At 35.3% G+C, this 22,311-nt stretch carries 20 protein-coding genes and 1 other annotated feature; of the genes, 15 read left to right on the forward strand and 5 right to left on the reverse strand.

The window, feature by feature from the left end:
* Nucleotides 1–60 precede the first annotated feature (60 nt).
* The 3 genes from DN394_RS23655 to DN394_RS23665 all read left to right on the forward strand — a co-directional run bounded on the left by DN394_RS23655 (nucleotide 61) and on the right by DN394_RS23665 (nucleotide 3,859).
* Nucleotides 61–600, forward strand: coding sequence for a PadR family transcriptional regulator (locus DN394_RS23655; RefSeq protein ID WP_098109865.1), 540 nt, complete (start codon nucleotides 61–63; stop codon nucleotides 598–600).
* A 36-nt stretch (nucleotides 601–636) separates the two neighbouring features.
* Entirely contained in the window at nucleotides 637–2,385 is a 1,749-nt protein-coding gene (locus tag DN394_RS23660; RefSeq protein WP_149294298.1) for an MFS transporter, read from the forward strand.
* Nucleotides 2,386–2,590: 205 nt separating this feature from the next.
* A complete protein-coding gene (locus DN394_RS23665; RefSeq protein ID WP_149294299.1) occupies nucleotides 2,591–3,859 on the forward strand; it encodes an MFS transporter in 1,269 nt (422 codons plus the stop codon).
* Between the two features lie 85 nt (nucleotides 3,860–3,944).
* Here the strand turns inward: DN394_RS23665 and DN394_RS23670 are convergent, their stop codons facing one another.
* Nucleotides 3,945–4,928, reverse strand: coding sequence for a ketoacyl-ACP synthase III (locus DN394_RS23670; RefSeq protein WP_149294300.1), 984 nt, complete (start codon nucleotides 4,926–4,928; stop codon nucleotides 3,945–3,947).
* Between the two features lie 181 nt (nucleotides 4,929–5,109).
* On the opposite strand from DN394_RS23670, the gene DN394_RS23675 reads away from it, so the two are divergent.
* Together DN394_RS23675 and hflX are read left to right on the forward strand one after the other, a co-directional pair.
* Nucleotides 5,110–5,658, forward strand: a complete 549-nt coding sequence (locus DN394_RS23675) for a cobalamin biosynthesis protein CbiN (protein ID WP_149294301.1) — start codon at nucleotides 5,110–5,112, stop codon at nucleotides 5,656–5,658.
* A gap of 483 nt (nucleotides 5,659–6,141) precedes the next feature.
* A complete protein-coding gene (gene hflX / locus DN394_RS23680) occupies nucleotides 6,142–7,401 on the forward strand; it encodes a GTPase HflX (protein ID WP_149294302.1) in 1,260 nt (419 codons plus the stop codon).
* 41 nt (nucleotides 7,402–7,442) lie between these two features.
* Here the strand turns inward: hflX and DN394_RS23685 are convergent, their stop codons facing one another.
* On the reverse strand, nucleotides 7,443–9,083 hold the full coding sequence (locus DN394_RS23685; RefSeq protein WP_149294303.1) for a peptide ABC transporter substrate-binding protein: 1,641 nt from the start codon (nucleotides 9,081–9,083) through the stop codon (nucleotides 7,443–7,445).
* A gap of 244 nt (nucleotides 9,084–9,327) precedes the next feature.
* Between DN394_RS23685 and DN394_RS23690 the strand changes: the two genes are divergently transcribed.
* The 4 genes from DN394_RS23690 to DN394_RS23705 all read left to right on the forward strand — a co-directional run bounded on the left by DN394_RS23690 (nucleotide 9,328) and on the right by DN394_RS23705 (nucleotide 12,975).
* Nucleotides 9,328–10,539 (forward strand): MFS transporter, encoded by a 1,212-nt coding sequence (locus tag DN394_RS23690; RefSeq protein WP_088121830.1) that lies wholly within the window; start codon nucleotides 9,328–9,330, stop codon nucleotides 10,537–10,539.
* Nucleotides 10,540–10,549: 10 nt separating this feature from the next.
* Nucleotides 10,550–11,467 carry a cysteine synthase A gene (cysK, locus tag DN394_RS23695; RefSeq protein WP_149294304.1) on the forward strand — a complete coding sequence of 306 codons (918 nt, stop codon included), beginning with the start codon at nucleotides 10,550–10,552 and terminating at the stop codon, nucleotides 11,465–11,467.
* Between the two features lie 77 nt (nucleotides 11,468–11,544).
* The gene (locus tag DN394_RS23700) at nucleotides 11,545–12,057 is read left to right on the forward strand and encodes a GNAT family N-acetyltransferase (protein WP_149294305.1); all 513 of its coding nucleotides are present in this window, start codon (nucleotides 11,545–11,547) and stop codon (nucleotides 12,055–12,057) included.
* 93 nt (nucleotides 12,058–12,150) lie between these two features.
* Nucleotides 12,151–12,975: a DUF4037 domain-containing protein gene (locus tag DN394_RS23705; protein ID WP_149294306.1), complete on the forward strand. Its 825-nt coding sequence runs from the start codon at nucleotides 12,151–12,153 to the stop codon at nucleotides 12,973–12,975.
* 38 nt (nucleotides 12,976–13,013) lie between these two features.
* Here the strand turns inward: DN394_RS23705 and DN394_RS23710 are convergent, their stop codons facing one another.
* Nucleotides 13,014–14,648 carry a putative polysaccharide biosynthesis protein gene (locus DN394_RS23710; RefSeq protein ID WP_149294307.1) on the reverse strand — a complete coding sequence of 545 codons (1,635 nt, stop codon included), beginning with the start codon at nucleotides 14,646–14,648 and terminating at the stop codon, nucleotides 13,014–13,016.
* A gap of 220 nt (nucleotides 14,649–14,868) precedes the next feature.
* Nucleotides 14,869–15,091, forward strand: a binding site (T-box leader).
* Between the two features lie 300 nt (nucleotides 15,092–15,391).
* Here DN394_RS23710 and DN394_RS23715 point away from each other — a divergent pair.
* Nucleotides 15,392–16,729, forward strand: a complete 1,338-nt coding sequence (locus DN394_RS23715) for a sodium-dependent transporter (RefSeq protein WP_149294308.1) — start codon at nucleotides 15,392–15,394, stop codon at nucleotides 16,727–16,729.
* A 76-nt stretch (nucleotides 16,730–16,805) separates the two neighbouring features.
* Here the strand turns inward: DN394_RS23715 and DN394_RS23720 are convergent, their stop codons facing one another.
* Complete coding sequence (locus DN394_RS23720) at nucleotides 16,806–17,510, reverse strand: polysaccharide deacetylase family protein (RefSeq protein ID WP_097917610.1); 705 nt, start codon at nucleotides 17,508–17,510, stop codon at nucleotides 16,806–16,808.
* Nucleotides 17,511–17,836: 326 nt separating this feature from the next.
* Here DN394_RS23720 and DN394_RS23725 point away from each other — a divergent pair, with 326 nt between their 5' ends.
* From DN394_RS23725 to DN394_RS23745, 5 genes are all read left to right on the forward strand, one after another.
* Nucleotides 17,837–18,100, forward strand: coding sequence for a CD3324 family protein (locus tag DN394_RS23725; RefSeq protein ID WP_000878309.1), 264 nt, complete (start codon nucleotides 17,837–17,839; stop codon nucleotides 18,098–18,100).
* A gap of 164 nt (nucleotides 18,101–18,264) precedes the next feature.
* Nucleotides 18,265–18,951, forward strand: coding sequence for a DUF421 domain-containing protein (locus tag DN394_RS23730; RefSeq protein WP_088062986.1), 687 nt, complete (start codon nucleotides 18,265–18,267; stop codon nucleotides 18,949–18,951).
* A gap of 110 nt (nucleotides 18,952–19,061) precedes the next feature.
* On the forward strand, nucleotides 19,062–19,703 hold the full coding sequence (locus tag DN394_RS23735; RefSeq protein ID WP_046959069.1) for a FusB/FusC family EF-G-binding protein: 642 nt from the start codon (nucleotides 19,062–19,064) through the stop codon (nucleotides 19,701–19,703).
* A gap of 164 nt (nucleotides 19,704–19,867) precedes the next feature.
* Nucleotides 19,868–20,764 carry an RCC1 domain-containing protein gene (locus tag DN394_RS23740; protein ID WP_097917611.1) on the forward strand — a complete coding sequence of 299 codons (897 nt, stop codon included), beginning with the start codon at nucleotides 19,868–19,870 and terminating at the stop codon, nucleotides 20,762–20,764.
* 204 nt (nucleotides 20,765–20,968) lie between these two features.
* Nucleotides 20,969–21,169 (forward strand): hypothetical protein, encoded by a 201-nt coding sequence (locus tag DN394_RS23745; RefSeq protein WP_098109876.1) that lies wholly within the window; start codon nucleotides 20,969–20,971, stop codon nucleotides 21,167–21,169.
* A gap of 163 nt (nucleotides 21,170–21,332) precedes the next feature.
* Here DN394_RS23745 and msrA read toward each other — a convergent pair whose 3' ends face one another.
* The gene (gene msrA / locus DN394_RS23750; RefSeq protein WP_098084667.1) at nucleotides 21,333–21,869 is read right to left on the reverse strand and encodes a peptide-methionine (S)-S-oxide reductase MsrA; all 537 of its coding nucleotides are present in this window, start codon (nucleotides 21,867–21,869) and stop codon (nucleotides 21,333–21,335) included.
* Nucleotides 21,870–22,311 lie beyond the last annotated feature (442 nt).

The raw sequence follows: 22,311 nt of genomic DNA on the forward strand, positions 1-22,311 counted from the left end.
AATAATCATATTAATGTTGTTAATATGATTATTGATTATATACTATGTGGGGGTTTTATTTTGAAGGGAAGAGATGTTGTTTTAGGTTTATTAATGGAAAAAGAATTGTCTGGTTATGATATTAAAATTGTGTTTGAAGATGTATTTACTCATTTTTTTGATGGGAGTTTTGGAATGATTTATCCAACTTTAAGACAATTGGAAAAAGAGGGGAAAATAAAAAAAGAAGTTGTTATGCAAGAAGGGAAACCGAATAAGAAAATGTACTTTATTACAGATGAAGGACGTGAAGAGTTTTATCAATACATGCAAACAGATGTAGAGAAGGATGTTTTACGTTCAGATTTTTTAATGAGGATGTATTTCGGTAATTATAGTGATGACAAGGCGATAAAAAAATGGATTGAGGACGAAATTGAAAGGAAAGAGGTATACATTGCGGATCTTCGTTTGAAATATGAAAAGTGGAGAGAAGGTATTACTTTTGTTGAGGAAATTTCACTCGATGTAGGTATTGCATCGTATAGTGCTCAAGTAGAGACATTGAAAAGAAAACTAGAGCAACTAGAAGCAAAAGAACAAAATAAAATGGAAGAATAAAAAACACGTTCATAATAAATAAAGGGGTAGATGAACATGGAGCAATCAAAGGGTATTAAGATTGTCTTTTTAATGTGCTTAGGTATATTTCTTTGTATGATTGATACGACAATTATGAATATAGCTTTACCAGCGATACAAACGAGTGTAAATACTTCACTAGAAAAGATGTCTTGGGTATTAAATGTTTATACAATGACAATAGCAGTACTAGCCATTCCACTAGGACGGATAGCTGATATTTTTGGGAAAGCAAAGATGTATATTCTTGGTTTGATAATTTTTGGTGGTGGATCAGTGCTTTGTGCTTTTGCTAATACGGGCGATTTTCTTATCTTTTCTCGTTTTATACAAAGTATTGGTGCGGCAATTTTATTTCCGACAAGTATGGTAATCGGCGTATCAGCAATGCCATTAGCAAAGAGGCATGTTGCACTTGCAATTTTAGGGGTAACACAAGGACTATCAGCTGCAATGGGACCAGTAATAGGTGGAATTATTACACAAAATTTCGGTTGGAGATGGGTGTTCTTCGTAAATGTTCCAATTTGTATTCTTGGAATCATTTTATGCTGCGTTATGCTGCAAATAAAAAATGAGGAACGTATTATCTCAAAAATAGATTGGGTAGGACTACTATTAAGTAGCACAGCAATTTTTTCTTTTACTCTCATATTAGTAAAAGGCAATACATGGGGATGGCAAAGTAATATTGCTTTTTCTTGTTATGCAATTAGCACTATTTCTCTTATTCTATTTGTTTTAGTAGAACGAAAGATTCATAATCCAATGGTGAATTTAAAGTTATTTCAAGATCGAATGTTTGTCGGAGCGTCTATCGTTATCATATTAAGTAATTTATTTTTAATTGGAGTTACTGTATTGCTTCCGACGTTCTTGACGAAAATACAAGGCCGAACGGAAATTGAAGCAGCTTTTTTAGTGACACCTATTTCAGCAATGATATTTTTTGTCTCACCAGTTGCAGCAACTTTAATTAAAAAACTCGGAAAGGTAACTATTATTTTGTCAGGCTTTCTTGTTATGGGCTTATCTTATTATTGGTTGCAAATGATTGATGTTAATTCAACAAATATAGAAATTATTATTCCATGTATGATATTAGGTGTTGGGTATGGTTTAGTAGTAGGTCCAATTACAGTTTTAAGTGCTTCTTCGTTTGAAGGGGAATTATTAACTGCTTCTCAAAGTGTTGTCTCAATGTTGCGGCAAGTAGGAATTGTATTAGCAGTTGCAATATTTGTATCTAACTTAACGCACAATTTAGCTGTAAATAAAGAGAATGTATATCGTTATGCAGAAGAAAAAGTGCATAATATTCATGTGGATAGCTCACAGCAAGCTGAAATACTACAAGTAACAAAAGAAAAAATAGAGAACCAAAGTATAGAACCAAGTGTAGAAAAGCATCAACATAAAACATTTGTAGGGTTAAATAAAGAGAAAAAAGATGCATTAATTCACCAAAAAGTGGATGAAGTATTAAGAGGAATTCCAGTAGAATATAGAGATGTAAAAAGAGAAGAAGTTATGAATCAAGTGACAAAAGAAGTTGAAAAACAAGAGGAAAGTATAAAGAAAGAGGTACTCGCATTTTCGAATGATGTGAATCACTATGCTCAAAATCAGATGGCAATAAGTTTTACAGATTTATATAAAGTAAGTGTGCCGATTATCTTAGTTTTTGCGTTAGTAAGTTTGTTATTTTGGGAAGGGAAGGCTTTGAGTAAAGGGAGAAGGAAAAGGGTAGTAGAGGAAGCGTAAAAAAACAGGCTAATAGCAGCCTGTTTTTTTATTGTTTTCTCCTTGCATATTGTAAATAGTAGTATTTTTAATATAGCATGAGATAAGTAGTCTATGGTTAGTAAGTTTTTAGAATGAAAAAAACGAATAGAAAATGTTGTTGTATATGTAATGTAAAACATAATACATTAACAAGGGGATTTTATTTCAAAGGGAGGATGAGGAATTGTTAGATGAGGCGGGGGCTTTAAAAAGTAATCACATATACACAGAAGAAGACCAACAAAAATTATACAAACGAACATTAATAATCGTAAGCATTTCACAAATGTTCGGTGGAGCAGGGTTAGCTGCCGGAATTACAGTAGGTGCACTTCTTGCGCAGCAAATGCTTGGGACAGATGCATATGCAGGATTGCCGGCAGCTATGTTTACAATGGGATCTGCGGTAGCGGCTTTCTTTGTTGGAAAATTATCGCAAAAACATGGTCGCCGCATAGGGCTTGCAGCTGGTTTTATAGTAGGCGGGCTAGGGGCTATCGGAGTTGTGGTGGCAGCTTTAACAAATAGTATTATTCTTTTGTTAGTCTCTTTACTTATATATGGCGCGGGCACAGCTACGAATTTACAAGCGCGGTATGCTGGAACGGATTTAGCGAATAAGAAGCAAAGAGCAACTGCTATTAGTATTACGATGGTAATGACGACTTTTGGTGCAGTCGCAGGTCCGAATTTAGTAGGTGTAATGGGAAGGTTTGCTCATTCAATTGGAATTCCTGAACTTGCTGGTCCGTTCATATTATCGGCAGCAGCATTTATACTAGCTGGTCTTTTTCTATTTGTTATGCTTCGTCCAGATCCGTTACTTATTGCTAATATGATAGAAACATATAAACAAGAGCATACATATAAAGGGCAAGCAGTAATAGAAGAAGCGACAGAAAATAAACGAGGTATTACTGTTGGAGCTATCGTAATGATACTTACACAAGTCGTGATGGTTGCAATTATGACGATGACACCGGTTCATATGGGACATCACGGTCATGGATTAAGTGAAGTAGGGCTTGTGATTGGTTTTCATGTTGGTGCAATGTATCTTCCCTCTCTCGTTACGGGAATACTAATTGATAAAATTGGAAGAACTACGATGAGTATAGCTGGTGGAGTAATTTTACTAGCAGCAGGTGTCATAGCTGCAATAGCGCCGAGTGATTCTTTAATACTATTAATTGTTGCTTTGTCTTTACTTGGATTAGGATGGAACCTCGGTTTAATAAGTGGTACGGCTCAAATTGTTGATGCAACTATACCTTCCACACGTGCAAAAACACAAGGGAAAATAGATGTGTTTATCGCGCTAGCTGGAGCTTCAGGCGGAGCGATGTCAGGTATGGTAGTAGCGAATTCAAGTTATGCAGCATTGTCATTAGCTGGAGGAGTTTTAGCTTTCATGCTGATTCCTGTTGTGATATGGGCTCGGACAGGTAAATAAAATTAAGATAAAAAAGGCTGCGTTCAAAGGGAGGTAATCAATCTTTGAATGCAGCTTTTTTGTAGTGAATTGTATAAAAAAACTTTTAGTTTAAATCCCACTCCACAATAAGGCCTAAATGCGTAAGACCACCACCAAATCCGTATAGCAAAAGTATGTCTCCATTATTTAATTTTCCTTCTTTTCTAGCTAGATCTAGAGCGAGTGGAATGGAGGCTGAAGATGTATTCCCCATGTATTTTACACTCGTTAAAGTTTTTTGAATTGGAATTTCGGTCTTTTCACAAATAGATTCAATCATTCGTAAGTTGACACTGTGTGGTACGAACCAGTCTATATCATCTATTTGCATATTTGCAGTATGTAATAGTTCTTTTATACCTGCTGGCACCGTACGTGTTGCCCATTTATAAACTTCTCTCCCATTTTGCACGATTTTTTCATTTGTTTGCAGTGGTGTACCATTCATAGTAGTAGATAAGTTTGTTCGGTATAGATGAATGCCACCAGCACCATTTGTTCCCATGTGAGCAGCGACAAAGCTTGGTTTGTTTTCATCTCTTTCTAATAAAATAGCGCCAGCACCATCACCGAATAAAATACAGGTCGTTCTATCGCTGTAATCAGTAACTTTAGATAATGTCTCTGTTGCTACGACAAGTACTTTTTTATGTGATCCAGAAGTAATCAAGCTATTCCCAACGTGCAGACCATATGTGAAACCAGCGCAAGTTGCATTTAAATCAAAAGCTAGTGTATGGGGTATGTTGAAGTGTTGTTGTATTTGACACGCGACACTCGGAAAAACATAGTCAGCGGTTGTTGTAGCGACGATGATACAGTCTATATCTTCTAAGTTCTTTTTAAAAGTTGTACATAAATTTTCAATTGCTTTAATGGCTAAGTGTGAGGAGTATTCGCTTTCGCTCGCGATTCGTCTTTCCTTCATTCCTGTTCTTTGTACAATCCATTCATCATTCGTATCAATCATTTTCTCTAAATCGTTATTAGATAATATTTGATCTGGGACATAAGTACCGATTGCAGTAATACGAGATTTAGAATGCATAGGAACATCTCCTAACTTATTTTTATAACCTGATACTAATATCAGGTTATAAAAATGTCAATAAATATTTTTTGTTTGTGGAAATCATTATATTTTAATAAAACGAAAAGGGATTTGAGGAGTGATGTCCAAATAATATACGGAAAGCTTCTAAAATTGATCATGAAGGAGTTTGAGATTCTTGAAAAGAATCGTATATGTATTGTCTCTAGTTTTAATTTGCAGCCTTACTTATTTTATTTTACCAGAGAAGTCTTACGCTTGTGAGTGTGTGAAAGCATCACCAGAAGAGAAGTTACAAAACAATGATGTAGTGTTTGAAGGTAAGGTATTAGAGGTTCAAGAGAAGGACGGAAAAATGAAAACATTATTTGAAGTGAAGAGAATTTGGAAAGGGACAAGCTCTTCGCAAGTGATTGTATATACAAGTTTTAGTAGTTGTACATTTCCTTTTGCGGAGGGGGGAGAGTACTTAGTCTTTTCTTCTTATAGAGGAGAGGAAAACTTAGAGACATCTATGTGTAGTGGAACGAAGAGATTAGATGAGGCAGGAGCGGACAAAGTGGCTTTAAGTCAAATTGCAAAAGAATCTGTTCCGACGAAGAAAGGCGATTTAAAAGGTGGCAAGTTGAACGGTTTAAGCTGGTGGCAAGTTGTTACTCTTTCTGTAGGTCTGTTACTGATAGTAGTTCTTGTGATTTTTATTGTAAGAAGAACGCGCAAAAAATGACGATTAAAGTAAATATATAAAGATTTTCTTTCTGTTTCTATAGGTGGTTTAATCTTGTGAAAGCGAATTACTTATGCTACACTTTATGTAACTTAAATGAACGGAGGGGCTTCCTTTGATCTTAATCAGATTACGTCTCAATACTTTGTGCCAATAATTGAATAGCGCTCAAAGGCTCTGTCTGTGTGCAGAGTGAACGGGATTGGTCTGCCTATTTTAAAGGAACCCTTTATTAAGCTTATATGTGAAAAAGAGGGAGGGACGAATACGCCCTCTTTTTGTTTTGCCTTTATAAATAGAATGGGATCGTATAGGTGAACACTTATTGTGGATACGTATATGATTTTGGGACTTATTGACTATTGAGATAGGATGAAAGTATAGCTTTCTCCTGTTTCTTTGGTGAACCCTTATCCGTTTACGAAAACACAGGCAGTAACCTGTGTTTTTTATTTTACGTAATCGAAATGGAGGAATAAATATATGGAAGAATTATTACAAAGAGCAGTTTTAGTTGGAGTAAATTTAGGTAATGAAGATGATTTTGCATATTCAATGGAAGAGCTAACAAACCTTGCAGAAGCTTGTGATGTAGAGGTAATTGGGCAAGTGACGCAAAATTTACAACGAGTAAATCCTTCCCATTATATTGGAAAAGGAAAGATTGAAGAAGTAGCAGCGTATGTAAATGAAGTAGATGCGAATATGGTAATCTTTAACGACGAATTATCTCCTTCACAAATTCGAAATTTAGAAGCGGATTTAGATTGTAAAGTTATTGATCGTACCATATTAATTTTAGATATTTTTGCGCAACGTGCGAAAACGAAAGAAGCACAGTTGCAAGTAGAGGTAGCGCACCTTCAGTATATGATGCCTCGTTTAATCGGTCTTCGTGAATCGTTAGGAAGACAGAGCGGCGGAGTTGGTACGAAAAATAAAGGTGTCGGTGAGAAGAAATTAGAGTTAGATCGTCGTAAAATTGAAGAACAGATTTCAGTTTTAAATAAAGATCTAGAAGCACTTGTTGCCCAGCGTCAAACGCAGCGAAAGCAACGTAAGAAAAATGAAGTACCAGTGGTAGCATTAGTAGGCTATACGAACGCAGGAAAGTCAACGACGATGAATGCGATGCTTGAGATTTATAATGGTACAGAAGAAAAACAAGTATTTGAAAAAGATATGTTATTCGCGACGCTAGAAACATCTGTACGAAATATTGATTTGCCAGATAACAAATCATTTTTATTAACAGATACAGTTGGATTTGTAAGCAAATTACCGCATCACCTTGTGAAAGCATTCCGTTCAACGTTAGAAGAAGTAGCGGAAGCAGACTTACTTATTCACGTTGTAGATTACGCAAATCCAAATTATGAACAGTTAATTGATATTACAAATGAAACGTTAAAGAAAATTGGAGTAGAAAATATCCCGATCATTTATGCTTATAACAAATCAGATATGGTAGATGTTGAAATTCCGAAAGTACAAGAAGACCGCGTTTATTTATCAGCGAAGAAACATGTTGGAATGGAAGAACTTGTAGAAATGATTCGCTCACACATTTATAAAGAGTATACGAAGTGTGAAATGTTAATCCCGTATGATCAAGGGCAGGTAGTTTCTTATTTCAATAATCATGCGCACGTTTTATCTACGAGTTATGAAAACGAAGGTACAAAACTAGAAGTAGAATGTAAGACGAGTGATTACGAAAAGTATAAGCGTTTTGCAATTTAATAAAGAAGGCGATCCTAATATATGTTAGGATCGCCTTTTTCTTATTCTGTAATAGAGGCCCACTTATAAGAATAAATTCCTGCAAATGGACGAATAACAACACCTTTTACTGTTGGACGTTCTAAATATACAAGTCCTGATTGGAAGATTGGAGCGATAGCTGCTTCATCTTCCAGTAAGATTTTCTCTGCATCTTGGAACGCTTTCCAACGTGCTGGTAAATCAGTTGCTAAAGTAGAGCTCGTTTTCTCAATTAATTCGTCGTATTGTTTGTTTGAATAACTCATCTTATTAAACGGTCCGTCAGTGACAAACATATTTAAAAATGTTGTAGGATCAGGATAATCTGGTCCCCAAGTAGAAAGTGAAATTTCAAAATCGCCATTTCCTTCACGATCTAAAAATGCTTTTACTGGAAGTGGTTGTAATGTGATTTTTAATCCAGGTAAGTTTTTCTCCAGTTCACCTTTTAAAAACTCACTAATTTTTTTATCGTTAGACTCATCAGTTGTTATGATTGAAAGAGAAGCATTTTGTAAATTTGTTTCTTTTTTCGCAGTTTCCCATAGTGATTTAGCTTCTTTCACATTTGTTTCTACTTTTACATTACTTGTACTGCGAAAATCTTTATTATCAGGTCCTTTTACGAATCCTTTCGGAACGAATGCATTCGCCGGTATAGAACCATTATTTAAAATTGTTGTTGCGATTCCTTGTTTATCAAAAGCAAGCGAAATAGCTTTTCGAGCGTTTTTGTTTGCTAATAAAGGATTCTTTTGGCTAAATCGGAAAAATGTCATAGAAGGACGTTCCATTTTCTTTAAGCTCGGATCTTTTTGATATTTATCAACAAACTCTGAATTAATCGTAATTCGGTCTACTTGTTTGCTTTCAAATAAATTAACGGCTGTGGAAGTATCTTTTACGATATTTACATTAATTTCACTTAATTTCACATTTTTATTATCCCAGTAGTTCGGGTTTTTTGTCATTTTATAACTTGTATCATGTTTCCATTCACTTAATTGAAACGGCCCGTTATAAACTACATTTGCAGCTTCAAGTCCGTAATTTTTCCCTTGCGCTTCTACAACCTTTTTGTTTTGAGGATAAAATGTTGCAAATCCCATTAACCCTAAAAAGTATGGAACAGGGTGTTCTAACTGTACTTCAAGCGTTTTATTATCAATTGCCTTTACACCAAATGAATCAATTGGTAATTCTTTTTTATTTATTTTTTCAGCGTTTTTAATATCGAACATAATATGTGCGTATTCAGAAGCAGTTTCTGGATTAACGGCACGTTTCCATGCATATTCAAAATCATGAGCAGTCACTGGATCGCCATTTGACCATTTTGAATCGTGTAATGTGAATGTATATGTTTTTCCGTCTTCGCTTAGTTTGTATGATTCAGCTGCCGCAGGAACAGGTTTATTGTCAGGGCCAGGCATATATAATCCCTCCATTACGTTGTTTAATGCAGCGTAAGAAAACCCATCAGTTGCGATAGATGAATCAAGTGTAGAAATTTCCCCAGCTTCTACAATGTTTAATACTTGTTTTGAAGATTCTTTTTTCTTTTCTCCGGTAGTTGTTGCCTCTTGTTTTTGACCACATGCTGTTAAAAACATAGATAATGTGATTGAGAGTGCAACGATTCCTTTTGTTTTTTTCTTCATAGTAGTCATCCTTCCATTCATCTCCGTCCTATTATAAAAGAAAATATAGAAAATTTCTATAAATAAATCCGATAAAACGTATAGAAAAAATATATTATTTAAGAAGTGATATTTCTGGAAAAAGAAATGAAACCAGTATAGAATAGAAATGTTTCAAAAGTCAGAATTTATCGAGATTAAAGTCTTACTTTATTACACCTGCTGTAATAAATATATATTTTGTACAGGAAGGAGAGATTCATATATGCAGGCAGTTTCGAAAAAAAATACAATAGAAACACCGACGATATATCGAATACTATTTGCGATTAGTTTCGGTCACTTTTTAAATGATTCGATGCAAGCAGTTGTGCCGGCATTGTTTCCTATTTTGGAAAAAACGATGAATTTATCCTATATGCAAGTAGGGTGGATTGCGTTTGCGTTAAATATGACGTCATCGATTATGCAACCGGTTTTTGGTATGTATTCGGATAAGAAGCCGTCACCATTTTTATTACCGCTCGGTATGTTTTCGAGTATGCTTGGGATGATTGGACTTGCATTTGCACCGAACTTTATTATTGTTATTATTTCTGTTTTATTTATCGGATTAGGTTCCGCAGTCTTTCATCCAGAAGGGGCTCGAGTTGCTTATATGGCAGCCGGTGCAAAACGAGGTTTAGCGCAAGCGATTTATCAAGTAGGAGGAAATACAGGGAATTCCCTAGCGCCTATTTTTACAGCTTTAATTTTCGTTCCGCTCGGCCAAATTGGCTCTTTAGGTTTTACAGCCTTTGCAGCGGTAGGAATTGTATTATTAATTTTTGTATCAAATTGGTATAGGAATGAATTAGCAACTGGCGCTGTGAGAAGAAAAAAGAGGGCTGCGCTTGAGGCGGAAAATGCGATTGTAAGTACACATATTAAATTTGTTATTCTACTTCTTGTTTTCCTTACTTTTGTACGTTCTTGGTACGGTGCTGGTATAGGGAATTTTTATCAATTTTACTTAATTGAGCATTACGGTTTATCTATAAAAAATGCCCAGTATTTCGTATTCGCATTTATGATTGCCGGTGTATTAGGAACTTTCTTTGGTGGACCGTTAGCAGATCGATTTGGAAAGAAAACAATTATTGTATTTTCAATGCTAGGTTCGGCGCCACTTGCCCTTTTATTACCTCACGTTTCGCTCATGTGGGTCGTACCGCTATTTTTATGTATCGGTTTTATTAGTTCAAGTAGTTTTAGTGTAATTGTTGTTTATGCGCAAGAGCTTGTTCCTGGAAAAGTAGGGATGGTATCTGGATTAATTGTAGGGCTTGCGTTTGGACTCGGAGCTTTAGGATCTGTAGTACTTGGGAAATTGGCTGACATATATAGTCTACAATTCATTATGTTACTATGTAGTTGTCTACCATTAATTGGACTTACTTCTTGGTTATTACCAAGTGATAAGAAAACGATAGAATAGGGGATGCACTATGAAATTATGTGAAAATGTTACAGAATTAATAGGAGATACACCTGTCGTCCGATTATCTAAATTTATTCCAGAAGACGCAGCGGATGTGTATGTAAAACTAGAAATGTTTAATCCATCACGCAGTGTGAAAGACCGCGCTGCCTATAATTTACTGCACGTTGCAGAAGAGAATGGTCTCATCAAACCAGGAGATACAATTATTGAACCGACAAGCGGAAATACAGGAATAGGCTTAGCAATGAATGCAGCTGCGAAAGGGTATAAAGCGATTTTAATTATGCCAGACAATATGTCAAAAGAGCGTATAAATTTATTGAAAGCATACGGAGCAGAAGTAGTATTAACACCAGCAGAACAAAGAATGCCAGGAGCAATTGCGAAGGCGTTAGAACTGCAAAAGCAAATACCAAATAGTTTTATTCCGCAACAATTTGAAAATCCAGCAAACCCGAATATTCACCGTTATACGACTGCACTTGAAATTTATGAACAAATGGATGGCGAACTTGATGCATTCGTAGCAACGGCTGGAACTGGTGGAACTATTACAGGGACCGGGGAAACGTTAAAAGAGAAACTACCAAACTTATATATTGCAGTAGTAGAACCGAAAGGATCTCCCGTTTTATCAGGCGGTGTTCCAGGTCCTCATAAGCTAGTAGGAACAAGTCCAGGATTTATCCCAAAAAACTTAAATACAAAAGTGTATAACGAAATTATTCAAATTGCAGACGAAGAGGCTTTAACGACAATGAGAAACTTAGCAAGACAAGAGGGGTTATTAGTTGGACCATCTTCTGGAGCTTCTGTTTACGCAGCGATTATGATAGCAAAACGATTAGGCGCTGGTAAAAAAGTTTTATGTATTGCACCTGATACGGGAGAACGGTATTTAAGTATGGGATTATTTGAATAAAAATGATAGAAACCCCTTAATGGTGAAATAGAACTATTAAGGGGTTTGTTATAGGATATTAAGAGAGGAGAAACACAATGAAACTATTAAAACCGACAAATGAATATAGCGAACAAATTATGGAGTATCGAGAGGCATTTTTACATGCGGATGAACAACCACATGGCAGTAGTTCTTTACAAAATTTTGCTGCACTTGATGAATGGTTTGAAAAAGTGAGTAAACAGGAACTGGGAGAAAACTTACAAGGTAATCGAGTACCTTCTAGTCAATTTTTAAGTTTTGAAAAAGGGGAACTTGTAGGTTTTGTGAATATTAGACAACGATTAAACGAAGAATTATTGCGGGAAAGTGGTCATATTGGATATAGTGTTCATCCGAATGAACGTCGCCAAGGCTACGCGACAAAACAATTGAAGCTCGCATTATATGAAGCACAAAAGTTAGGGTTACAGAAAGTGTTAATAACTTGCGATAAAGCTAATATTGCTTCGGCTAAAACGATTCAAAAGGTTGGCGGTGTTTTAGAAAATGAAGTAGTTTCTTCTCATACTGGGGAAATTGTTCAGCGTTATTGGGTAAAAATATGATTTAGTGGGAATTTGAAAAGGGAATGCAATGCGCAATATCGAAATAGATAAATGAAAAAGTAAGGGTGTACTGCAATTATAGGGGGAAATGAAGTGGGATTAAAAGAGAAAGCGATAGAAATGTCGGAGGTTTATAGGAGAAATCCGAAGATCGAAGCTATTATTTTAGCAGGTTCAGTAGCTAGAAAGTTAGAAGATGAACATTCGGATATAGAATTACATATATTATGGTCAACGCCACCAGAGGATGAGGATCGTAAAGGGCCTATTAATCATATTGGTGGAGCGATTTTGTCATATCATCCTTATGAGGAAGAAGAATGGTCGGAAACATATTTGACAAAAGAGGGAATTAAATTAGAAATCAGTAACTTTTTAACAGAAACAGTAGAGAAAGTTATTTCGGATGTGGTGGATCAATATGATATAAGTTATGAAAAACAATGTATCGTATCATCCGTTCATGATGGTGTTAGTTTGTATGGAGAAGAGAAAGTGAATGAATTAAAAGATAGAGTGGTATTATATCCAGAAGAACTTGCGGAACAGATGATTTCAGAAAATCTTTGGTTAAGCAATCGCTGGCATAATCGAGAGGCACTTTTAAAACGAAAAGACTGGCTTATGTTATATGATGTTATTTGTGAAGTTCAAAGAAATATATTTGGGGTCTTATTTGGTTTAAACCGAATGTATGTGCATCACCCGGCGTTTAAATGGATGCCGAATAATGTGGAACGAATGAGTATTAAGCCTGAAAACTTATATGAGCGTATGGCGAATACGTTAATAGGGAAACCGGAGTATAGTGTACAGGAGTTAGAAGTGTTAATCGAAGAGCTATTACATTTAGTAGAACAACATGCTCCAGAATTACATATTACGGAACAACAAAAACATATTCAATATGCGAAGTGAAAAAGAAGGGATGTAACAATGCGTTACATCCCTTCTTTTTATTTGACTAATTTACCTAGTACGGGTAATCGCTGAATCCTATCACCGAGAATATGTGAAGCAAGTCCGCTCGTTAGGACGAATAAAAGGTAAACAAGTCCTCCTGCGACGCCACAAATACATACAATAAGCAGTGATTCGATATAAGATTGTCCAGGAATTAACCATTTTAAAATAGCTTTTAAAGCAATTACAACAGCAGACATCGCTGCGGAGTAAATTGTAATAAGAAGTACTGTTTTTGCTGTTTCGCCAATTTTAAATTTCGCAAACTTAATGATGCAGTACAACATAATAACATTGGAAACGAGGTATCCAAGAATTGTTCCAATTACAGCACCGTGTCCGCCAAATAAATGTAAGAGCGGTGTATTTACTAAAACTTTAACGAGAATACCGACTGAGAAAGCAATCATCGTTTTTCTTTGATAATCGATTCCTTGTAAAATAGCTGCTGAAACTGTGAAAATCGCACTTAATATAGCAGAAGGTGCAAATGAAATTAAATATTGTGATCCACCAAGTGCAATTTCAGGATTTACATAAACCATACGGAATGCATCATAAGCGATACTAGCAAGACCGAATGCAGCTGGGATAGTGAAGAATAACAAGACTTGAAATATCTTTGCAATTTGTTCTTGTAATTCTTCTAGTTTCCCGCTTGTATAAGATTTCGTTATTGCCGGAATGATCGTTAATGAGAATCCAGTTGCAAGTGAAGCTGGAATCATAATTAACTTTTGGGCATAGTTCGTTATATAAGCGAACACTGCATTCGCTGTTTCTAACGGCTCTCCCATAGCTCTAAGGACATCAGCTACAGTATATTGATCTACTAACGTATAGAGCGGAATTGCAATGCCGACAAATACAATTGGGATTGCATATCGAAGTAATTCCATATAAATATTTTTTAATGGGATATTCGATGCCCTGGACTTTAATTCTCCTTCGGGAGGCTTTAATCTATTATATTTTTTCCAGTACAGCATTAAAATCGAAACGCTGGCAAGTGCCCCGATAACAGCGCCAAACGTAGCAACTGCAACAGAAGAGGCGACTGAACCCCCTAATAGTTTTGAAACGATAAAACTACCAACTAAAATGAAAACAACGCGCGCAATTTGTTCTACGACTTGAGAAACAGCACTTGGTTTCATATGTTGAAATCCTTGGAAATAACCACGTGTAACACTCATAGCTGGTACGATAATAAGTGCGAAACTTAATGCTCGCATCGTAAGTGTTACATCAGCGATAAATTGCGGATCTGGCGTTTTTGAGCGAATAATAAATTGTGATATGTATGGTGCTCCAATAAATAAAGTTAGAAATCCTAAAAAACCCATAAACAGCATTAATTTTACGCTAGAATTATATAGTTTTTTGCTTGTACTATAATCACCGAGCGCATTATGCTTTGCAACAAATTTAGAAACGGCAATAGGAATACCGGCAGTTGAGAAGCTTAATAAAATACCGTACCAAGAGTATGCATATCCATATAAAGCGACCCCTTGTGTTCCGACTAATAGTTGAAAAGGGAAGAAGTATATAAAACCTAATATACGTGATATCATTGTTGCACCACTTAATAAAGCAGTACCTTTTAAAACTTTTGAAGTAGACAAAATTCTTTCCTCCTACTCGTGCTGTCTTGCATTCATCGTATACTACTATAAACCTGTTAGAGTAGTTAATATAGTATGGAACATAAATATTCTAATATTATTCATTTAAAAGTCATATTTTACATTTTTAAATAGAATGTAATACATAAAAATTCAAAATATAAGTTGACACTATTTTTAATGTATGATAAAAATGATAGTAATCAATTCGGAAAATAATATTTGGGCAATGAAAGGGTATAGTAGTGAATATCTCCCTATTTCAGAGAGCTGATGGTTGGTGTGAATCAGCATATAGATTATTCATGAAGTTCGTCCTGGAGCATCTTTCATAAATCTCACATTATGAGGAAATGAAAGACGGTAGTTTATACCGTTATCAAATAAAGTGGTGAAGATTGTTTCACAACTAGGGTGGTACCGCGATATTTATCGTCCCTACGTATTTACGTAGGGACGTTTTTTATTTAGGTCTTACTTTGTTGTGGCTTCATAACTAGGGTGGTACCGCGATAATTTATCGTCCCTACGTATTTGCGTAGGGACGTTTTTTATTTAGGTCCTAACTTTGGTGTATCTTCATAACTAGGGTGGTACCGCGATATTTTTGTCGTCCCTACGTATTTACGTAGGGGCGTTTTTTATTAGTAGGGAGGAAGTGAACGTATTAGAAAAGAGTATGGATAGAACAATATAAATATCGAATTGTAACAAAGAAAAAGAGATAGAGAGGAGAATAATAAATGAATTCACAGCAATGGACATCGAAATTAGGTTTCGTATTAGCTGCAGCAGGTTCAGCAATTGGCCTTGGGGCGATTTGGAAATTCCCATATATGGCCGGCATCGGAGGAGGCGGGGCGTTCTTCCTTATTTTCATCGGTTTCACATTATTAATTGGTTTACCGCTATTATTAGCTGAATTCGTTATCGGAAGAAGTACACAAAAAGAGGCTGTTGATGCATATAGAGAAATCGCACCAAAAACATTATGGCCATGGTTAGGGAAATTAGGGATTGTAACTTGTTTCATATTACTTTCTTTCTACAGTGTTGTAGGGGGATGGATTTTATTATACTTATGGAATGCAATTACAGGTAGACTATGGGAAGGAAATGGCGCATACGAAGATACGTTTGGTGAAATCATTTCCAATCCTTATTTAGCAGTAGGAGCACAGTTATTATTCATTCTTATTACTATTTTTATCGTAAGTAAAGGCGTACAAAACGGTGTTGAAAAAGTAAATAAATATTTCATGCCAGCGCTATTCGTTTTATTCTTTGTATTAATTGTTCGTGCTCTTACATTAGACGGCGCGGGAGAAGGAGTTCGTTTCTTCTTACAACCTGATTTCTCACATGTAACATCAGAAGTTATTTTATATGCGATGGGTCAATCGTTCTTCTCATTATCGGTCGGTGTAGCAGTAATGGTAACATATAGTTCATACTTACCGAAGGAAGAAAGTTTACCGCGTTCAGCATTTTCTATCGTAGCTTTAACATTAGTAATTACATTACTTGCAGGACTTGCAATTTTCCCAGTTGTATTTGCATTTGGATTAGAACCATCTCAAGGGCCAGGATTATTATTTATCGTATTACCTGCTATTTTCAGTAAAATGGCGTTCGGAAAAGTATTCTTCGTTATTTTCTTATTGCTGTTCTTCTTCGCAACGATTACATCTGCTATTTCTATGCTAGAAATTAGTGTTGCGTCGTTAACATCAAAAGGTAAAGGCAAACGTGAAAAAACGGCCTTAATCGTAGGGTTATTAATCTTCGTTGTGGGAGTACCATCAGCATTATCATTTGGTATATTAAGTGATCTGAAGATTTTCGGAAAGACAATCTTTGATTTAGCGGACTACGCAGTGAGTAACGTACTAATGCCACTTGGTGTTTTATTAGTTTCTATCTTTGTTCCTTTAAAAATGAAGAAAGATGTATTAATGAAAGAGCTTGGTGTAAATAAAAATAAAGGTTATAAACTGTTCGCATTATGGTTATTCTTACTTCGCTTTATCGCACCAATCGCGATTATTATCGTATTCTTAAATGTACTTGGCATTATTTAAAAAGAAAGGTAGCGTATCGCTCTATGATACGCTACCTTTTTATCCCGTAAAAGCCCCCATTGATTAAAGTTTCACTTTATTTTGCTCTTTTTTGCAGTTCGTTTACTGTTACGAACTGATAGCCCTTCTTAGATAAAGAGTCTAAAATACCTTCAATCGTTTGTAAATTTTCATTAGACTCATCGTACATAGAGTGCAGTAAAATGATAGAACCTGGTTTTACATTTTTATTAACATATTCAATTTTATCAGCAGCAGACTTATAAAAGGTATCAGGTTCAAGGTCCCATGTGATTGTTTCGATATTATTTTTATTTAAATAATAGGGCAGACCAATTAGCTTTTTACCGTTAGGTGGTCTAAAATCAATTTTGCCTGTATATCCTGTTTGGCGGATTAATGCATTCGTTTTTTCTATTTCTTCTTTAATAAAAGAAGGTGTTTTAAAAACCATTCTGTTATGAGAGTATGTATGGTTTCCAATTTGGTGTCCAGATTGTACGATATCTTCTCCTAACGATAGGTTTTTCTCTAATTCATTTCCGATTAAAAAGAAAGTAGCTTTTGCATTGTATGTATCTAGTAGCGGTAATATTTGTTTTACATTGTTCGTAGGACCATCATCAAAAGTTAAAGCAATCACTTTTTCATTTGTTTCTACTCGGTTTGTTAAATCTCCAAACAATTGAAAACTTCTTGCGTTCATCAATTTGTATGTTCCAAATAATGCTACAGTAATAATGAATAATGTAACGATTGTAATAATTATTTTCTTTTTCATAAAGCAACCTCACTATATTTTTGAATTGGACTAAAAAGTATTATATCAAACTAAGTAATTTCATGCTTTAAAAAGGATGTGGATGCAAGGGGGAGGAATTTATCATATAATAAAATGCAAAAGGTATATTAGGAGGTGTTTATATGGCGATTACAATTCAATTGCCGGACACTGCAGCGTCTCATGCAAAGCCAAGTATGGAAATGGCGATACTTTGCGTGAGGTAGACAAGTAATATACAATCGCCTAAATGAGCTCGTATCATTTTTTATATTTGGCTTTGCACCTTATTGAAATGAACCATAAAAAATAAGGGGCGAGCAGAAATGAAATACGTTAAAGCTGCGACAGTTTTACCAGAAAGTTTAATTACTGAAATTCAAAAGTATATACAAGGTGAAACAATTTACATTCCAAAACAAGAAACGAAACATTATAAATGGGGTACACGATCTGGAGGAAGAAAACAATTAGATGAAAGAAATAAAGCTATTAAAGAAGCGTTTAAAAGCGGAATTTCCATTCATCAACTTGCGGAGGAGCATTTTCTTTCCGGAGAAACGATTAAAAAGATCGTGTATTCTAAATAAAAATAAAAGAGTCTAGTTCAATTATTAAATTGAACTAGACTCTTTTTTGCTTTGTATCTATTGGATATATTGCGTATGAATGGACAAAATAATAGAAAAATGTGTCGTTTTTTTACTAAATAGAATATAGAACATTTGAGTGAAAAGCAGAAAGGTGAGCATTTATGAATCATATTGGACAAATAACGATAGAGCTTTTAATTGGTTTCTTTGTTCTATTAATTGCTACAAAAATACTAGGGAAAACACAAATATCTCAGCTAACCCCCTTTGATTTTATTTCAGCTATCGTCCTTGGTGAGCTCGTTGGAAATTCAATATATGATCCTAAAATTAAAGTGTGGTCTATTTTATATTCAGTATTTGTTTGGGTAATTTTAATTTATTCAATAGAAGTGATAACACAAAAAATAAGAGGAACAAGAAGGTTTTTTGAAGGGTATCCTTCAATTATTATCCGTAATGGAAAGATTGACCGAGAACAATTAAGTTCAAATCATTTAGATATTAATCAATTACAACAAATGCTTAGGCAGCAAAAAGATATTTTTTCAATTCGAGAAGTTGAATATATGATTTTGGAACCTAACGGAAACATAAGCGTTCTGAAAAAGAGCAAATATGAATCTCCTACTATAAATGATTTAAGTTTAAAGCATAAGCCTGTATATTTACCAATTTCATTAATTAGTGATGGAAAAGTAGTGAAAGATAATTTGAGAGAAGCTGGCTTTGATGAAGGATGGCTGTATAAGCAAATAAAGCAAAGAGGGATTACTAAATTTGAGGATGTATTATATGCTGAATGGAAAACAGACGATGGTTTCTTTTGTCAGGAAATGGAGCGGTAAAATATAATCGATGTATGTAATATTCGTTTCTAAGTTATCTTTTACATATCAAAAAGCTGAATCATTGTATACAATAAGACTAGATCAACAATTTGTATGGAGTGATAAAGATGGAAGCTTTTATTAGAAGTGATCAATACAATTTTATAAAATCACAAGCTTATATTTTAGCAAATGGGCACGCAACGGCAAATGATAGAGGTGTAATTCAAGCGTTAAAATCACTAGCGATTGAAAAGATAATACATGTATTTGAGAATTTAACGGATGAACAGAAAGAGTTAATTGATACCGTATTAACAGTTCAAAATAGAGAAGATGCAGAATCGTTTTTACTGAAAATAAATCCATATGTCATTCCGTTTCAGGAAGTTACAGCGCAAACATTAAAAAAATTATTCCCTAAAGCGAAAAAATTAAAACTTCCTGATATGGAAGAACTGAACATGAAAGAATTATCTTATTTAAGCTGGATTGATAAAGGGTCAAGCAGGAAATTTATTATAGCGAAAAATGATAAAAATAAGTTTGTTGGTCTGCAAGGAACGTTCCAGAGCTTAAATAAAAAGAGCATTTGTTCATTATGTCATGGACATGAAGAAGTTGGGATGTTTTTAGTTGAAATTAAAGGTGATGTACCAGGAACCTTTGTGAAAAAGGGAAACTATATTTGCAAAGATGGTGTAGCTTGTAATCAGAATATGAAATCACTTGATAAATTGAACGATTTTATTGAACGATTGAAGAAATAAAGAAGGAACCTCTAGTATTTAAACTGGAGGTTTTTATTTTTTGAAGAAGTAGTAGTAGGCTTCTTTTGTAGCTGTAAATTTATAAAAAAAGTCGGGTCATTTATACTGAAATTAGATAAAAATATCTATTTGGATACAGTTGCTTATATGCAAGGAGGTAAAACATGAATTACATTTCACCGAAAGAAGAAATGTTAAAAGTAAAACGGTGGCCTAAAGATACGATAGCGGCAGGTCGTGGTCATACAGTTGCTCTTAAATCGGATGGCACAGTTGTGGCAGTGGGGCGAAATAAAGAAGGAGAATGCAATGTAAGCGGTTGGTGTGATATTGAAGCAGTCGCAGCGGGCAATGTTCATATGGCGACGAACACGGGTAATGCTCATACAATCGCTCTGAAAAGTGATAATACTGTGGAAGCGGTGGGGTGGAATAAGCATGATCAATGTGATGTAAACGAATGGCATAATATCGTATCGGTTGCGACAGGGTGGCGTCGTACCCTTGGCCTTAAACCGGATGGTACGGTAATAGCGGTGGGCCGAAATAAAGAAGGAGAATGCAATGTAAGCAGCTGGCGTGATATTGTGGCGGTCACGGCGGGTGACTGGCATACAGTCGGTCTTAAATTGGACGGCACAGTGACCACTGTGGGGAATAATCGATATGGCCAATGCAATGTAAGTGGATGGCGTGGTATGGTGGAGTTGGCGGCAGGTTATCTTCATACTGTTGGTTTGAAATCGGATGGAAAAGTGATGGCAGTGGGTAATAATAAACTTGGTCAATGCGATGTAGGCAGCTGGAAAGATATTATGGCAATAGCAGCTGGTACGAATCATACAATCGGACTTAAATCAGACGGTACCGTGGTGGCAGTCGGCTGGAATGAGTATGGTCAATGTAATGTAAGCGATTGGCGTGATATTGTAGCGATAGCGGCGGGTTGTGCGCATACGGTCGGTCTGAAATTAGATGGCACGGTGGTAGCAGTAGGTGATAATACATATGGTCAATGCGATGTAGGTAGCTGGCGTAACATCCGATTGCCTAGCAAATAGTTAATTCACAACAAATCACTAGTAATATTATTCTAGTTTAGGAGTAATTATGGAATAGGATATGTAGATAAGAACCCCTTTTTAAAAGAGGTTCTTATTCTTTTTCCATAAAATGAGTGTCTAAATGGAATTTTTGAACAAACTTTATTTCAAAGCTACAGTAGAAAGTATAAATTACAAATAAAGCATAGGAGAGCTGAAGAAATGCTTAAAAAGTTTTTGCTTTCTTTACCGGATGTTTTACTTGTATGCGTTGTTATCTACATAACATACACAACTACTCTTAGTTTTGGACAGATGTTAGTAATTTCAATTGCAATCGGAATCATTGGTGGTCTTGTTATAAGAATTTGTACGGATGTATTCACGTATATAAGATGGACAATTAAACAGAGGAAATCTTGAATATGTTGTATTGCTATTAGGAGGGAATGAAATGACTAAGAAGAAGAGTAGAGTGAAAAATGAAATCGCACTTTGGACATTGACAGCGGTTGTTCTCATCATTGCATGGTACTTTTTTCAAAGATAAAAATGCATCGTACTTAAAAGGTACGATGCATTTTTATTATTTTTTTTGCCAATTTTCTTTTATAAAGTCTTCACGGCCAGATTCTTTTTGCTCAGTAGCATATTTCTCTGGGTTCTTTTTATAGAAATGTTGATGGTATTCTTCGGCTTCATAAAAAGGTGCAGCCGGGCGAATTTCAGTTACGATTGGTTCTTTAAACATACCGCTTTCTGCAAGAGCTTGTTTTGATTTTTCAGCAAGCTCTTTTTGCGTTTCATTATGATAAAAAATAGCAGTGCGATAAGATGGACCGCGGTCAAAGAATTGTCCGCCATCATCAGTTGGATCGATTTGTGGCCAATATAAATCTAGTAATTTTTCATATGGAAAAATAGAAGGATCGAATGTAATTTGTACAACTTCTAAATGACCAGATGTACCAGCTTTTACTTGTTCATATGTTGGGTTTTCTACATGACCACCTGCATAGCCAGAAAATACTTTATGAATACCAGGAAGTTCATCAAATGGCTTTACCATGCACCAAAAGCAACCGCCTGCGAAGGTTGCGAGTTCGTATGTTTTTTCGGACATTGTTGTAATCCTCCTAAATATATATGTTTTATATAGTATTATACAAAAAGTTTTATTGCGCAATAAAAAAGATTCGAAAATATATGTATTATTAAAAATATTTTCTGAAAACATGTTGACAATGAAAAGAACAACGTCCTATAATACGTTTAACAAATAAAAGTTAATTAAGAATTTTCCAACTTTATATGTTACATATGCAAAGAAGAGGAAAGTAGATGGTTATGATCGTTTCAGAGAGCTGCTCCTAGGCTGTGAGAGTAGTAACAATCGAATCATTGAAGATCACCTCGGAGCATTGCTTGCGAAAGGGAAACTGAGTAGAGGGCGACGGCATCGTCTCCGGTAAAAGGACGGGGGTCTAATTGGACCTACAAAGCTTATATTTCGCGAGAAGTATAAGGAAGCTGAGTGGTAACGCGAAACTCTCGCCTCAGCAATC

The sequence above is a fragment of the Bacillus sp. BB081 genome (assembly GCF_008368895.1).
In the GTDB taxonomy this organism is placed as follows: domain Bacteria; phylum Bacillota; class Bacilli; order Bacillales; family Bacillaceae_G; genus Bacillus_A; species Bacillus_A wiedmannii.